Annotated in this window: 15 protein-coding genes; 14 read left to right on the forward strand and 1 reads right to left on the reverse strand. The window is 63.6% G+C overall.

Annotation, left to right across the window (positions count from 1 at the left end; all coding sequences use genetic code 11):
- Positions 1-32 precede the first annotated feature (32 nt).
- The 10 genes from OYT13_RS09015 to rlmD all read left to right on the forward strand — a co-directional run bounded on the left by OYT13_RS09015 (position 33) and on the right by rlmD (position 9,429).
- Positions 33-1,064 carry an ABC transporter substrate-binding protein gene (locus OYT13_RS09015; protein ID WP_017231419.1) on the forward strand — a complete coding sequence of 344 codons (1,032 nt, stop codon included), beginning with the start codon at positions 33-35 and terminating at the stop codon, positions 1,062-1,064.
- A complete protein-coding gene (locus OYT13_RS09020; RefSeq protein ID WP_026131493.1) occupies positions 1,064-1,876 on the forward strand; it encodes an ABC transporter ATP-binding protein in 813 nt (270 codons plus the stop codon). The genes OYT13_RS09015 and OYT13_RS09020 overlap by 1 nt, the downstream gene beginning before the upstream one ends.
- 6 nt (positions 1,877-1,882) lie before the next feature.
- Complete coding sequence (locus OYT13_RS09025; protein WP_268567611.1) at positions 1,883-2,017, forward strand: hypothetical protein; 135 nt, start codon at positions 1,883-1,885, stop codon at positions 2,015-2,017.
- 21 nt (positions 2,018-2,038) lie between these two features.
- Positions 2,039-2,857 carry an ABC transporter permease gene (locus OYT13_RS09030; protein WP_017231422.1) on the forward strand — a complete coding sequence of 273 codons (819 nt, stop codon included), beginning with the start codon at positions 2,039-2,041 and terminating at the stop codon, positions 2,855-2,857.
- Between the two features lie 164 nt (positions 2,858-3,021).
- Positions 3,022-3,783 (forward strand): 5'/3'-nucleotidase SurE, encoded by a 762-nt coding sequence (surE, locus tag OYT13_RS09035; protein ID WP_017231423.1) that lies wholly within the window; start codon positions 3,022-3,024, stop codon positions 3,781-3,783.
- Positions 3,780-4,928, forward strand: coding sequence for a protein-L-isoaspartate(D-aspartate) O-methyltransferase (locus OYT13_RS09040; RefSeq protein WP_261938743.1), 1,149 nt, complete (start codon positions 3,780-3,782; stop codon positions 4,926-4,928). Before surE ends, OYT13_RS09040 begins: the two co-directional genes overlap by 4 nt.
- 86 nt (positions 4,929-5,014) lie before the next feature.
- Complete coding sequence (locus tag OYT13_RS09045; RefSeq protein WP_083902151.1) at positions 5,015-5,788, forward strand: peptidoglycan DD-metalloendopeptidase family protein; 774 nt, start codon at positions 5,015-5,017, stop codon at positions 5,786-5,788.
- Positions 5,789-5,803: 15 nt separating this feature from the next.
- The gene (gene rpoS, locus OYT13_RS09050) at positions 5,804-6,889 is read left to right on the forward strand and encodes an RNA polymerase sigma factor RpoS (protein ID WP_017231642.1); all 1,086 of its coding nucleotides are present in this window, start codon (positions 5,804-5,806) and stop codon (positions 6,887-6,889) included.
- Positions 6,890-7,003: 114 nt separating this feature from the next.
- A complete protein-coding gene (locus tag OYT13_RS09055) occupies positions 7,004-7,780 on the forward strand; it encodes a 3'-5' exonuclease (protein WP_017231641.1) in 777 nt (258 codons plus the stop codon).
- A gap of 188 nt (positions 7,781-7,968) precedes the next feature.
- Entirely contained in the window at positions 7,969-9,429 is a 1,461-nt protein-coding gene (rlmD, locus tag OYT13_RS09060; RefSeq protein ID WP_410007599.1) for a 23S rRNA (uracil(1939)-C(5))-methyltransferase RlmD, read from the forward strand.
- 231 nt (positions 9,430-9,660) lie between these two features.
- On the opposite strand, the gene OYT13_RS09065 is transcribed toward rlmD, so the two are convergent.
- Positions 9,661-10,326: a Bax inhibitor-1/YccA family protein gene (locus tag OYT13_RS09065; protein ID WP_369751541.1), complete on the reverse strand. Its 666-nt coding sequence runs from the start codon at positions 10,324-10,326 to the stop codon at positions 9,661-9,663.
- Positions 10,327-10,770: 444 nt separating this feature from the next.
- Here OYT13_RS09065 and ndk point away from each other — a divergent pair, with 444 nt between their 5' ends.
- The 4 genes from ndk (at position 10,771) to ispG (ending at position 14,966) form a co-directional block, all read left to right on the forward strand.
- The gene (gene ndk / locus OYT13_RS09070; RefSeq protein WP_017231638.1) at positions 10,771-11,196 is read left to right on the forward strand and encodes a nucleoside-diphosphate kinase; all 426 of its coding nucleotides are present in this window, start codon (positions 10,771-10,773) and stop codon (positions 11,194-11,196) included.
- Between the two features lie 59 nt (positions 11,197-11,255).
- Positions 11,256-12,377: a 23S rRNA (adenine(2503)-C(2))-methyltransferase RlmN gene (gene rlmN / locus OYT13_RS09075; protein WP_261938742.1), complete on the forward strand. Its 1,122-nt coding sequence runs from the start codon at positions 11,256-11,258 to the stop codon at positions 12,375-12,377.
- A 261-nt stretch (positions 12,378-12,638) separates the two neighbouring features.
- A complete protein-coding gene (locus OYT13_RS09080; protein ID WP_261938741.1) occupies positions 12,639-13,667 on the forward strand; it encodes a RodZ domain-containing protein in 1,029 nt (342 codons plus the stop codon).
- Positions 13,668-13,685: 18 nt separating this feature from the next.
- On the forward strand, positions 13,686-14,966 hold the full coding sequence (ispG, locus tag OYT13_RS09085) for a flavodoxin-dependent (E)-4-hydroxy-3-methylbut-2-enyl-diphosphate synthase (protein ID WP_039829649.1): 1,281 nt from the start codon (positions 13,686-13,688) through the stop codon (positions 14,964-14,966).
- Position 14,967 lies beyond the last annotated feature (1 nt).

Raw genomic sequence — 14,967 nt, forward strand, 5'->3', positions numbered from 1 at the left:
GAAAAAACGCTGCAACCACGGAGACAAACCTCATGCAACGACGTCAGTTCGTCACGACGCTGGCCGCGGCCGGCTTGATCGGCGCAGGCATTCGCCCCAGCTTCGCGCAAGGCAAACTCGAGAAGACCAAGGTCGCGATCGCCGTCGGCGGCAAGAATCTGTTCTATTACCTGCCGCTCACGATTGCCGAACGCCTGAATTACTTCAAGGACGAGGGTCTCGACGTCGAAATCTCGGATTTCGCCGGTGGCTCGAAGGCGTTGCAAGCCCTCGTGGGCGGTAGCGCCGACGTGGTGTCGGGCGCTTACGAACATACGATCCTGTTGCAGGCGAAAAACCAGTTCATCCGCGCGTTCGTGCTGCAGGGGCGCGCCCCGCAGATCGTCTTCGGCGTGTCGAACAAGACAATGCCGAATTACAAGTCGCTGGCCGACCTGCGTGGCAAGAAGATTGGCGTGACGGCGCCCGGCTCGTCCACCAACATCATGGCGAACTTCGTGCTGGCCAAAGGCGGCGTCAAGCCCAACGAGGTAGCGTTCGTCGGTGTCGGCGCGTCGTCCGGTGCGCTCGCCGCGATTCGCTCGGGCAATATCGACGCCATCGTCAACCTCGATCCGGTGATCACCATGCTCGAGCGCGACAAGGAGATCCGCGTGATCTCGGACACGCGTACGCTCAAGGAGACGGTGTCGGTGTTCGGCGGCCACATGCCAGCGGGGTGCCTGTACACGAACGAATCGTTTATTCAGAAGAATCCGAATACGACGCAGGCGCTGACCAATGCGATGGTCCGTGCGTTGCGCTGGCTTCAGACGGCTGGGCCGGCGGACATCATCAAGACGGTACCCGACGCCTATCTGCTGGGCGACCGCGCCTTGTACCTCGATGCCTGGGGCCGCGTGAAAGAGGCCATGTCCCCGGACGGCCTGATTCCCGCCGACGGCCCGGCCACGGCGTTGCGCACGTTGCAGGCGTTCGACGAATCCGTCAAGGGCAAGCCGATCGATCTGGCGAAGACGTTCACGAACGAATTCACGAAGAAGGCCGACGCCAAGTACAAATGATGACAGCGCCGGCTCTGAGTTTCGACAGCATTACGTGTACGTTCGTCGCGCGAGACGATCGCGCGAAGCGTTACACGGCCGTGGCCGACACCTCGCTCGACATTGCGCCGGGCGAGTTTGTCTCGGTCGTCGGCCCCACCGGTTGCGGCAAGTCGACGTTGCTCAACGTCGCTGCCGGGCTGCTGGCGCCGTCGTCCGGTACCGTCAAGGTGTTCGGCGAGGCGCTCAAGGGCATCAATTCGCGCGCCGGCTATATGTTCCAGGCCGAAGCGCTGATGCCCTGGCGCAACGCCATCGACAACGTGACCGCGGGGCTGGAGTTCCGTGGCGTATCGGCCGAGGAAGCGAAGGCACGCGGACACGAGTGGCTCAAGCGCGTGGGGTTGGGCGGGTTCGGCGATCGCTACCCGCACCAGCTCTCGGGCGGCATGCGCAAGCGCGTGGCCATGGCGCAGACGCTGATTCTCGATCCGGACATCATTCTGATGGACGAGCCGTTCTCGGCGCTTGACATCCAGACGCGTCAGCTCATGGAAAACGAGTTGCTCGACCTGTGGGCGGCCAAGCGCCGGGCGGTGCTGTTCATCACGCACGATCTGGACGAGGCGATAGCGCTATCGGACCGTGTCGTGGTGCTCTCGGCTGGGCCGGGCACGCACCCGATCGGGGAGTTCCGCATCGATCTGCCGCGTCCGCGCGATGTGGCGGAAATCCGCACGCATTCGCGCTTCACCGAGCTGCACGCTCAGATCTGGGACGTGCTGCGAGAGGAAGTGCTCAAGGGCTATGCGCAACAGTTGAAGGCAGTCTGACACGTCATGTGGCAAATCACCGACTTTCTGTTCGGCGGGTGCGGCTGGGTGCAATGGCTGGACTGGCTCGACGGGCTGGATGGGTTCGATTTGCCGGATGGCTTTGGTGGGTTCGATTGGCTTGTCCGATCGCTCGTCTGATATTCCCGGAATTTGTTCGTCATGCGTAATCGTTCGATCATGCGGCACTTGCGGTTGTGGCAATGGCTGCTGCTGGTAGTGGCTTTTCTCGTCTGGTATGTCCTCACGAGCCCGACGCTGCTCCCCGCGTTCTACTTCGACAGCCCCGACAAGGCGGCTTTCTTCTTTGGCGAGCCGCAGAAGGTATTGCTCCAGATCTGGCAGTGGTTCGCCGGCGGGGAGATCTATCTGCATCTCGGCGTCACGCTGCTCGAGACCGTGCTCGCCTTTGTCATCGGCACGGTGTTCGGGCTGGCGGTGGGACTGTGGCTGGCGCTCTCGCCGAGCGCGGGCGCGCTGTTCGATCCGTACATCAAGGCGGCCAACTCGATGCCTCGCGTGATTCTCGCGCCGATCTTCGGCGTGTGGTTCGGGCTTGGCATCTGGTCGAAAGTCGCGCTGGGTGTAACGCTGGTGTTCTTCATCGTGTTCTTCAACGTGTACCAAGGCGTAAAGGAAGTCAGTCCGGTCGTGCTGGCGAATGCCCGCATGCTGGGCGCGAATCAGCGGCAGTTGCTGCGTCGCGTGTATCTGCCGAGCGCCACGAGCTGGGTGTTCTCCAGCCTGCACAACTCGGTCGGACTCGCGTTCGTCGGGGCAGTGGTCGGGGAGTATCTGGGGTCGGCGCGCGGCGTGGGCTACCTGATTCTGCAAGCGGAAGGCACGTTTGACATCAACGCCGTGATTGCCGGCGTCTTGATCCTGACGGCGTTTGCCCTCGTGCTCGACGGGCTCGTCGGTGTGGTCGAACGGCGTTTGCTCGTCTGGCAGCCGCAGGCCGGCGAGACCGAGAAGATGTGAGGTACGGCCGCTGGCGACGCCGATGTCGCCGGCGGTCGTGACGGCATGGCGGCAAATTTGTGGCAGATCCGTGGCCGTTGTGTTGCCACCGAATCGCCGCAACGACAGGCGTGATGCTGTGATGGCGTCATATCCGGGCACCTTTCCTCGGTTACAATTGCCGCATGCGAATCCTGCTCAGCAACGACGATGGGTATCAGGCGCCTGGCCTGGCCGCGCTTTACGAAGCGCTGGCACCGCTTGGCGACATTACCGTAGTGGCGCCCGAACAGAACTGTAGCGGTGCGTCCAATTCTCTGACCCTGCAACGGCCGCTGTCGGTGTTCAAAGGCGGCAACGGCTTCACGTTCATCAACGGCACCCCGACCGATTGCGTGCACATAGCGCTGACCGGGCTGCTCGACGAAAGGCCCGATATCGTTGTGTCCGGCATCAACAACGGCCAGAACATGGGCGAAGACACGCTCTACTCCGGCACAGTGGCGGCGGCCACCGAAGGGTTTCTCTTCGGGATTCCCTCGTTCGCCTTCTCGCAAGTCCATAAAGGCTGGGATCACCTCGATAGCGCCGCGCGCGTGGCGCGCGAGGTCGTCGAGCGGTATATGGAGCGCCCGCTGGGAGCGCCCTTCCTGTTGAACGTCAATATCCCCAATTCGCCGTACGACCACCTTAAGGGCGCAGTGGCGACGCGACTTGGGAAACGGCATCAATCGCAGCCGGTGATCCGTCAGGAGAATCCGCGTGGCGAAACGATTTACTGGATCGGGCCGGCTGGCGACGCGCGCGACAGCAGCGAAGGCACCGATTTTCACGCCGTGGCGCACGATTACGTCTCGGTCACTCCCTTGCAACTGGATCTCACGCATACCGCACGGCTTGGCGTCGTGCACGACTGGCTGGCCAGCGCAGGGGTGACCCAACGATGACGACACCGCCAAAGCGTTTTCCTCTCCCCTTGGCCGATGTGATGAGCCGTCGGCAACGTCAGGCGCCGGTGCTCGACAAGGCGTCGCGGGCCAGTCCCGCCGGCGCGCCGCCTGCCGCGATGACGCGCGCCGCGGCGCCCGCAAGTCAAGGGAACGGAAAGACGCCGACTGGCGGCAATCTTTCTCCGAATACCCACGGCGGCCTGCGGGCTGCCGCGACGCCAATGGCCGGCGCGTCAGCGCGTCCCGGCGGCGCACAGACGCCGCACGCGGTCGTACCGAAAGGACTGGCGCGACCCGCGTCCGCCCCCCACGCGCAGCCCGCGCCGCATGCTGCGAAAGGTGCGCCGCGGCCCACCGTCAAAACAGCGGGGACGGGGCATGCCCAGCCGGGCGCGGCCGTCGGTGCCAGGGGCGCGGTGCGCGGGGTGACGGCAACGAAGGTTTCGGCGGGTGGCACGGGACGCGCGAGCGCCTCGGCGCTCGGGATTTCGCCGGATGGCATCGGACTGACCTCCGAGCGGGTGCGCGCGCGGATGGCTGAACGCGTGGCCGCATCCGGCGTCAAACACCCGGGCGTGCTGGCGGCGCTGGCCACGGTGCCGCGTCACGGATTTGTCGACGCGGCGCTCGCCAATCAGGCCTATGAAGACGCGGCGCTGCCGATCGGACACGGGCAGACGATTTCCAAGCCATCGGTCGTCGGGCGCATGATCGAGCTGCTGCTTGCTGGCGGGCGTCCGCTGGAGAAGGTGCTGGAAATCGGCACGGGATGCGGCTACCAGGCGGCGGTCCTGTCGTGTGTGGCGCGCGACGTGTACTCGATCGAACGCGTGCGTCCGCTCCATGAGCGTGCCAAGGCCAACTTGCGACCGCTGCGGGTGCCGAATATTCGCCTGCATTACGGAGACGGGCGGCTAGGGCTGCCGACGGTCGCGCCGTTCGACGGCATTGTGATTGCCGCTGCCGGACTGGAAATTCCGGACGCGCTGATCGATCAACTCGCCGTTGGCGCACGCCTCATCGCGCCCGTGGGCGGTGAGCAACAGATTTTGACCCTCATCGAGCGCACCGGTACGCGCCAGTGGCGCGAAACCCAGCTTGATAGGGTGTTATTCGTCCCCTTAAAATCGGGCATCATCTAAGCCCGACGGGCCTTATTCTGCGGAGGATTTGAGTGAATTTGCGAGCGGGTTTCCAACAACGCGTCGCCAGCGTCCTGTTGCTGAGCATGCTGGCAGCGTGCGCATCGCGACAAGTCGGGGCGCCGGTCGTCGACCGTACCGTAGGCGGTGTGGCGACCGACGGTAGTGCGCCAGGCGCAGCGCCTGTCATCGACAACACGCCGGTGCCGGCCGGGTATTACCGCGTCAAGCCCGGCGATCGCCTCTATCGCATCGCGCTGGAGAACGGTCAGAACTATCGCGATATCGCGCGCTGGAACAATATCCAGAATGCGGATCAGATCGAGGTTGGCCAGGTCTTGCGTGTGAAGCCACCCGCCGGGGATGCCGGCACGCCGTTGCCGGCGCCGCTCGCCAGCAACAATGTGGCCTCGGTGCCGCCGGCGGTCGTGACGCCGCCGGCCAGCGCGTCGGCGACGGCCGCACCGTCTGCACCGTCCGCCGTGTCGAGTGGCGAGTTGCAATTGTCGTGGCCAGCCAAGGGCAATGTCGTTGGCCGCTTCGACGATTCGAAGAACAAGGGCCTGAACATTGGCGGGACCGTAGGCGAGCCTGTCTATGCGGCGGGAGCGGGCAAGGTCGTGTATTCGGGGGCTGGCCTGCGCGGCTATGGCAACCTCGTCATCATCAAACATGACGCTACCTTCTTGACGGCGTATGCGCACAACCGCACACTGTTGGTCAAGGAAGGCGACTCCGTCACGCGGGGTCAGAAAATTGCCGAAATGGGCAACTCGGATGCGGATCGTGTCATGCTGCATTTCGAGGTACGTCGCGACGGCAAGCCTGTAGATCCGATGAAGTATTTGCCGCCTCAATAAACTAGGCAGGGTCGAATGCTCAAGAGAAAGCGTCGCACTTCGCAAGAGGAAGACCTCGCTGCCCCGGAGCCCGATCAGGAAATCGACGATCGGCAATCCCGGCAGGACGAGGACGTGGACGACGCTTTCGACGAGCGCGAGGCGGAGGAGGGCGACGACGCGTCGTCGTCCGACGCGGCCGAAGCCGGTGCCGCCGGCCGCAAGCGCAAGCCCGAGGCCGAGGACTTCGGCACGGTGCTGCAGGCCGAACTTACGGCGGATACCGTCCAGCACTATCTCAACCGTATCAGCGTCAAACCGCTGCTCACGCCCGCGGAAGAATTCGATTACTCCACGCGTGCCCAGGCTGGCGAGTTTGCGGCCCGTCAGGTCATGATCGAGCGCAATCTGCGCCTCGTCGTGAGCATTGCCAAGGGCTATCTCAATCGCGGTGTGCCGCTGCTCGATCTGATCGAGGAGGGTAATCTCGGCTTGATGCATGCGATTGAAAAGTTCGACCCGGGTCGCGGGTTCCGTTTTTCAACCTATGCCACGTGGTGGATTCGCCAGAGCATCGAGCGCGCCATCATGAATCAGGCGCGCACCGTACGCTTGCCGGTGCATGTGATTCGCGAACTCAATCAGGTGCTGCGCGCGAAGCGTCATCTTGAAAAGAGTGCGGCGTATGTCGATGGTGGCGAGCAGCGCGACGCAAGTATCGAAGACATCGCCGATTTGACCGGCAAAACGCCCGAAGAGGTGATCGACATCCTCGCGCTCAACGAGCACGTGGCGTCGCTCGACGCGCCGCTGGAAATCGATCCGGGCAGTAGCTTGCTCGATTTGCTCTCGGACGATCACAGTGCGGCCCCGGAGCAGGAGGTGCAGCATCGCGAGCTGGAAGACCTCATGCGCCTTTGGCTCTCGCGCCTGTCCACCAAGCATCGCTACGTCATCGAGCGACGGTTCGGACTTAACCGCGTGGAACCCGCCACGCTGGAAGAACTGGCCGACGAAATGGGACTGACGCGCGAGCGCGTGCGTCAGATCCAGCAAGAGGCGCTCGTCAAGCTCAAGCGCTATTTCGCATCCAATGGGGTGCGCAAGGACGCCGTGCTCTGATTGGTGTCGACCTCGACGACCGCCGCCATCCGCCGCCCGCGTCGTCGGGGGCGGCATGCCATGACGTCGCCGTGATGCGGCGGCGCGCACTGAATTTCACTTCACATTCTGACCATGTCATCACCTGTCCTCGTCTTCGATATTGAAACGATCCCCGACGTTGACGGCCTGCGCAAGCTCGAGCCGGCGTACGCCGGGCTGTCCGACGATGCCGTGGCCGACGCCGCCTTTGCCGCCCGCCGTGAAAAGGTGGGGCACGACTTCCTGCCGTTGCACTTGCAGCGCGTTGCGGCAATCTCGTGCGTGTTTCGCGATCGCGACGGCTTTCGTGTGAAATCCCTCGGTACGCTCGATGATGGCGAGGCGGCACTCGTCTCTGGCTTCTACCGCACGATCGAGAAGTACGCGCCGCAACTCGTGTCGTGGAATGGCGGCGGCTTCGACCTGCCCGTGTTGCATTACCGCGCGATGATTCACGGCATTGCCGCGCCGCGCTATTGGGACATGGGTGAGGACGATCGCGAGTTCAAGTGGAACAACTACATCAGCCGATATCACCAACGTCATCTGGATTTGATGGATCTTCTGGCGATGTATCAGGGCCGTGCAAACGCGCCGCTCGACGACCTGGCCAAGCTGTGCGGGTTTCCAGGCAAGCTCGGCATGGACGGCAGCAAGGTCTGGGAAGCGTTCCGCGCGGGCAAGCTTGAGGAGATTCGCAATTACTGCGAGACGGACGTGGTGAACACGTATCTGGTCTATTGCCGCTTTCAGTTGATGCGGGGCGGTTTGCGTCAGGCGGAGTACGCGCAGGAGATCGAATTCGTGAGACGCTCGCTCGAAGAGGAAGCGGCGCCGCACTGGAAGGAATATCTCGCCGCCTGGGCGTGATCGCCTGAGTTTGGGGCCGGGGGATGTCGGCGCTGCGCGAACGAGCGTACGTCAGTGGCGAGCGAATCGATTAAAATGTTCGGTTTGCTGTCGCACATGAGAACAACGACGTGACCCGCTCCTCCCGAAATTCCTCACGCGGCCGGCCGGCTGCCGAGCCCGGCATTATCGATATCGAATCGCTCGACATGGAAGCGCGCGGCGTCGGCCGCACCGCGCCCGAGGGCGAGCCGGGTGCACCGGACTACAAGCCCGGCAAGGTGATCTTTGTCGAAGGCGCGCTGCCGGGCGAACGCGTCACCTATCTCAGCTATCGTCGCAAACCCAAATTCGAGCAGGCCGAAGCCATTGATGTGCTGCGCGCCAGCCCGATGCGCGCCAAGCCACAGTGTCCGCACTTCGGCAAGTGCGGTGGGTGCTCGATGCAGCATCTCGAGCCGCGTGCACAAATCGCAATCAAGCAGCGTGTGCTCGAGGACAATCTGGCGCGTCTGGGCAAGGTGAAGGCCGAAGCCATCCTTCGGCCCATTCAGGGGCCAGACTGGGGCTATCGCTTCCGTGCACGTCTGACGGTGCGATACGTCCCGAAAAAGGGGGGCGTGCTCATCGGATTCCATGAGCGCAGGAGCAGCTACGTGGCCGACATGGACTCGTGCGAAGTGCTGCCCCGCCACGTTTCTGACATGCTCGTGCCGTTGCGGCGCCTGGTCGAGTCGCTGTCCATTCGGGAACGTCTGCCGCAGATCGAACTGGCGATCGGCGCCGAGGTGACGGCGCTCGTGCTGCGTATTCTCGAGCCCCTCACGCCTGCGGACGAAGACATTCTGCGCGCCTTCGCTGAGGCAAATCACGTCCAGTTCTGGGTTCAACCGAAGGGGCCGGACACCGCGGTGCCGTTCTACCCGCTGGACCCGGAATTGCATTACACCCTGCCGGAATATCAGATCCGGATGCCGTTCAAGCCGACGGACTTCACGCAGGTCAACCATCAGATCAACCGTGTGCTCGTGCATCGCGCGTTGCGCTTGCTGGCGCCGGCGTCGCATGAGCGTGTGCTCGATCTGTTCTGCGGCCTGGGGAACTTCACGCTGCCACTGGCCCGTCGCGCCGGCACCGTCATGGGGATCGAGGGCAGCACCGCGCTCACGGAGCGCGCGCTCGCGAATGCGCAACGTAATGGCGTGGCCGAACGGACCGAATTCGCGTGCCGGAACCTGTTCGACATCACGCCGGAGGATATTCGCGCATTGGGTGCGTTTGACCGCTACCTGATCGATCCGCCGCGCGAAGGGGCGCTGGCGGTATCGAAGGCGCTCGCAGAATTGGCGCAGCAGGGCTACGACGGCCTGCCCAAGCGCATCGTCTACGTTTCCTGCAGTCCGGCAACGCTGGCGCGTGACGCGGGCGTGCTCGTGCATGAAGCGGGCTATCGCCTGACGCTGGCCGGGGTGGTGAACATGTTCCCACACACGTCGCACGTCGAGTCGATGGCCGTGTTCGAGCATGAGAGCATCGGGCAGCCGTGGGTGCCGACGGTGCGGGTGTCGGCGTCGGATGCTTCCGCCGATCAGGCCGATCAGGGCATTGAGGGCGTTGAGGCGATTGCCGGTGCTACCGGTGGCGACGGCGTGATTCACGACGAGGCCTGATCGTGCGTGATGGCGGCGGCTGGCCATCCGTTGCGGCGGCCGCGGCGCTGCAGCGGCCAATGGATCCGGGCGGGCGGAGTGCAGGCCTGAGCGACCCGGCCCACTAGCGCATCGGGTGGGCCGCACATCGCAAAATCCCGTCACGCAAAGAAAAAGCCAGTCCCGAAGGACTGGCTTTTTCGCATCCGCGGCGTGGTGCGGAGTTGCCCGCCGCACCACCTGTCGGTCGCGTCAGTTGCGATTGCCGCCGAGCACGCCGAGAATGGCCAGCAGATTGGTGAAAATGTTGTACAGGTCAAGGTAAATGGCCAGCGTCGCGGTGACGTAGTTCGTCTCGCCGCCATTCACGACACGCTGCACATCGAACAGGATGTACGCGGAGAAGATGGCGATGGCGATCACCGACACCGTCAGCATCAGCGCCGGCAGTTGCAGCCAGATATTGGCGACCGAGGCCAGCAGGATCACGAGCACGCCCATGAACAGCCACTTGCCCAGCCCGCTGAAGTCACGTTTGCTGACCGTGGCGACCGTTGCCATGACGCCGAAAATCACGGCGGTGCCACCGAACGCCATCATGATGAGCGATGCGCCGTTCGAGAATCCCAGCACGAAGCTCAGCAACCGTGTGAGCATCAACCCCATGAAGAACGTAAAGCCCAGCAGCAACGCCACCCCCACGCCGCTGTTCTTGAAGCGCTCAATGGCGAACATGAAGCCGAATGCGATCGCGAGGAACGCGATCATGCTGACCATCGGGCTGCCCGCGAACAGCGCGAAGCCATAGTTCACGCCCAGCCAGGCCCCCGCAATCGTCGGCAGCATCGACAACGCGAGCAGCCAGTACGTATTGCGCAGCACCTTGTTGCGCATCTGTACGGTCGTGACGTCGCGCATCCCGCCGTAGCCGAAACGTTGGAAATCCTGGTTCATATCTTGTGTTCTCCGTGGTCATTGTGCCCGCCGGCGGGGCCGGCAAGCGCCTCTTGACGCTTACGACAACCGGCTTTAGTCGCCGGTCGATCCCCCGCAGCCATTCGTCTGGCTCGTCGTCGAAGCCACAGGATACCGAAAGATGGCGGGGAAAGCGCTCGGACGCTTCTCAAAATGTCAGGGCGAATGCCTGAATTTCAATCCGCCGCGTCGTTGTCCAACCCTCCTATGTAGGGAAGGTGTCGGAATCCCGCGATGATCCTGACTTCACGACAAGCCGGATCGTCCCGGCCGTCCTGCGTTTGAGCGGTATGCGCACTGTAGGTTCCATCCCCATCATAACAGCCTTCGTGCTACAATCACGGGTTCATGTTGGTTGTATAACTGCTTAATTTTTTGGAGTTTTTCATGGCAGTCGAACGCACTTTGTCGATTATCAAGCCCGATGCCGTTGCCAAGAACGTGATCGGCCAGATCTATAGCCGCTTCGAGAACGCGGGCCTGAAGATCGCTGCTGCCAAGCTGGTGCATCTGTCGCGCGCCGAAGCCGAGCAATTCTACGCCGTGCACAAGGAACGTCCGTTCTTCAAGGATCTGGTCGATTTCATGGTCTCGGGCCCGGTGATGATCCAGGTTCTGGAAGGCGAGAACGCCGTGGCGAAGCATCGCGATCTGATGGGTGCCACCGACCCGAAGAAGGCTGAGAAGGGCACGATCCGCGCCGACTTCGCCGATAGCATCGACGCCAACGCCGTGCACGGCTCGGACGCCGCTGAAACGGCTGCCGTGGAAGTGTCGTTCTTCTTCCCGGGCATGAACGTCTACGCGCGCTAAGCCGCGTTTAGCCGCTCCATGGCAGGAAGTTACCGAAGGGATGTTGAAGGACCCAGGTCATGACCAACCTCACGAATCTGCTTGATTACGATCCGGACGGTCTGGCCGCCTATTGCGGCTCGCTCGGCGAGAAGCCGTTCCGTGCCCGCCAGCTCCAGCGTTGGATCCACCAGATGGGCGCCGCCGATTTCGACGGCATGACCGATCTGGCCAAGTCGCTGCGCGAGAAGTTGCGCACACGCGCAACGATCGCGTCGCCCGATGTCATCACCGACCACCTGTCGGCTGACGGCACGCGCAAATGGCTGCTGGACGTGGGCAACGGCGATGCCGTCGAAACGGTCTACATCCCCGAGGAAACGCGCGGCACGCTTTGCGTCTCTTCGCAGGCGGGCTGCGCCGTCAATTGCCGGTTTTGTTCGACCGGCAAGCAGGGTTTCTCTCGCAATCTGTCGCTCGGCGAGATCATTGGTCAGTTGTGGATGGCCGAATTCGCATTGCGCCGCGACCTCGGACGCGAGGGCAAGAACGAGCGCGTTATCACCAACGTGGTGATGATGGGCATGGGCGAGCCGCTGCTCAACTTCGAGAATGTTGTGGGGGCGATGCGCCTGATGCTCGATGACAACGCCTATGGGTTGTCACGTCGCCGTGTCACGCTGTCGACCTCGGGTGTCGTGCCGATGATGGATCGGCTGGGCCAGGAGTTGCCCGTGGCGTTGGCGGTGTCGCTGCATGCGCCGAACGACGCGCTGCGCGATGTCCTCGTGCCGCTCAACAAGAAATATCCGTTACGCGAGCTGATGGGCGCGTGCGAGCGTTACCTGGAAGTGGCGCCACGCGATTTCATCACGTTCGAGTACTGCATGCTCGACGGTGTGAACGACACCGAGGCGCATGCGCGCGAGCTGGTTGCGCTGACGCGCGACGTGCCGTGCAAATTCAATCTGATCCCGTTCAATCCGTTTCCCGAGTCCGGGCTGTTGCGCTCGAAGGATCCGCAGATCAAGCGCTTTGCGCAAGTTCTGCTCGACGCAGGCCTCGTGACGACCGTGCGCAAGACGCGTGGCGACGACATCGACGCCGCTTGCGGTCAACTCGCCGGCGAGGTGCAGGATCGCACGCGACTTGCACAACGCGGCAAATTCGGGAAAATCGCGGTCGAGGTGCGTACCGTATGACGTTGCGCATGGGCGAGCGCGGACCGTGGCGAGGGCCGTCGGCCCCGCGCGTGCCATGTCGCTCGTCGGATCTGTCTCGCACGACAGCATTCCTTGCGCAGGGCGCGTTTTGTGTCCTGCGCGATTCCTTCAGTTCCTTGCAGAAACTTCTGATGCGCCGAGCAGATTCTTACGCCGCGCGCACGGCAGGTGATGGTGGGGAATTGTGGTCAGCATATCCTCAGCCGCTGCGGGCGGCTGCTTACGAACGGGGGCGTATCGATGGATAACCAGAATCAGGCGCAAGCCGGCGGGCAAGCCGAGGCTCAGGGCCCGGGCGCGTCACAGGGCGCGGCCGCCGGATGGGCTGAGCTGGGAGCGCAGGTGGGAGCGCAACTGGCCGCATTGCGCGAGAAGCGCGGCATGTCGATCGAAGACGTGTCGGCGCGCCTGAAAATCTCGGTGCAAAAGCTCAAGCGCCTGGAAACCGGCGAGTGGGAAGCGCTGCCGGAAATCCCGTTCATTCTGGGGGTCGTGCGCAGTTATGCACGTATGCTCGGGGCCGACCCGGAGCCGATGGTCGAGCCGCTGCGCAGTTTCGGCCGCGCCGCTGCCGTCGACGTTCCGCAGGCGCCGGTGGGCCAGCCCAGCATCCCGAAGAGCCCGGTGCGTTTCCGCTCGCCGGTCGCCGCGTCGCAGGCCAAATGGCCTTGGGCATTGGTGGCTCTGGTCGTGATCGCGGGCGCCGCGTGGTACTTCGGCAACGCCCACAAGGCGGGCCGTGGGTCGGTCGAGCCAGCCGAGCTGGCCAGCGCTGTGTCGGCGCAGGGGGCGGAGCCCGCCAGCCAGCCCGTGGTGACCGACGCCAATGGCACGCCGCCGGGCGCGGAAAGCGCGAACATCGGAAATACGGAAAGCACGGTCGACAGCGCTTCGGCCACGACGGCGGCGGGCCCGGGCCTGATCGCCGCGGCCGACCCGACGCATGTGGTTGCCGGGCTCGCCGGGGCGAGTTCGCCTTTGGCGGCAGCGCCCGCGCCGGCATCTGCGGTCAGCGCGGTCGCGCCCGGGACCGGCAAGATTTCGTTGCGGCTGAAATCCGATAGCTGGGTCGAAGTGCGTTCGAAGGGCGGCAAGGTGCTGTTCTCCCAGCTGATGCGCGCGGGTACCGCACAGGAAATTACGGGCGATGCGCCGCTCAAGATCGTTGTGGGCAACGTGGCGGGCGTCGAATCGCTGGAATTCAACGGTCAACCGGTCGAGATCAAGTCCCGCAATGCGGGTAACGTGGCGCGTCTGACGCTGCAGTGAGACCGAAAGAGGGTAATCATGGCTTCTGTAGAATGCATGCCGATCATCGGCGGTCCGGCACCTCGTCGTCAGTCGCGTAAGGTCGCCATTCGCTGGGGCGGCCAGCTCGTGACGGTCGGTGGCGACTCGCCGATTCGCGTGCAATCGATGACCAACACCGATACCGCAGACGCGATCGGTACGGCCATTCAGGTCAAGGAACTCGCGCAGGCGGGCTCGGAACTGGTGCGCATCACGGTGAACACCCCCGAAGCGGCCGCCGCGGTGCCGGCGATTCGCGATCAACTCGATCGCATGGGCGTAGCCGTGCCGCTCGTGGGCGACTTCCACTACAACGGCCATAAGCTGCTCGCCGACTACCCGGCATGCGCCGAGGCGTTGTCGAAGTACCGCATCAATCCGGGGAACGTCGGGCAGGGCGCCAAGCGAGATACGCAGTTCTCGCAAATGATCGAAATGGCGATCAAGTACGACAAGCCGGTGCGAATCGGCGTGAATTGGGGCAGCCTGGACCAGGCGTTGCTCGCGCGCATCATGGACGAGAACGCTGCTCGTGCCCAGCCCTGGGACGCGCAAAGCGTGATGTACGAAGCGCTCATCACGTCGGCGCTCGAGTCGGCGGCGTTGGCGCAGCGCGTGGGTCTGTCGGCCGACAAGATCTTGCTGTCGTGTAAGGTGAGCGCCGTGCAGGACCTGATCGCCGTGTATCGCGAACTGGCCAAGCGGTGCGACTACGCGCTGCATTTGGGATTGACCGAAGCCGGCATGGGCTCGAAGGGTATCGTGGCGTCGACGGCGGCGCTGTCGGTGCTGCTGCAGGAAGGGATCGGCGATACGATCCGCATCTCGCTTACGCCCGAGCCGGGCGGTGCGCGTACCGCGGAAGTTGTCGTGGCGCAGGAAATTCTGCAGACGATGGGCCTGCGTGCGTTCGCGCCGATGGTCATCGCCTGCCCGGGTTGCGGCCGCACGACGAGCACGGTGTTCCAGGAGCTCGCTTCCAGTATTCAGACATATCTGCGTGAACAAATGCCGGTATGGAAGGCTCAATATCCTGGCGTCGAGACCATGAACGTGGCGGTGATGGGCTGCATCGTGAATGGTCCGGGGGAATCGAAGCACGCGAACATCGGCATCAGCTTGCCGGGGTCGGGCGAATCGCCGGCCGCGCCGGTCTTTGTCGATGGCGAAAAGGTCCGCACGCTGCGCGGCGATCGTATCGCCGAAGAGTTCCAGCAGATCGTCGACGAGTACGTGAAGACCCGCTACGCTCAGACCGAAGGGGCGGTCACCGCCTAAG

The organism is Pandoraea sp. XJJ-1 (assembly GCF_026802345.1).
Classification (GTDB): Bacteria; Pseudomonadota; Gammaproteobacteria; order Burkholderiales; family Burkholderiaceae; genus Pandoraea; species Pandoraea cepalis.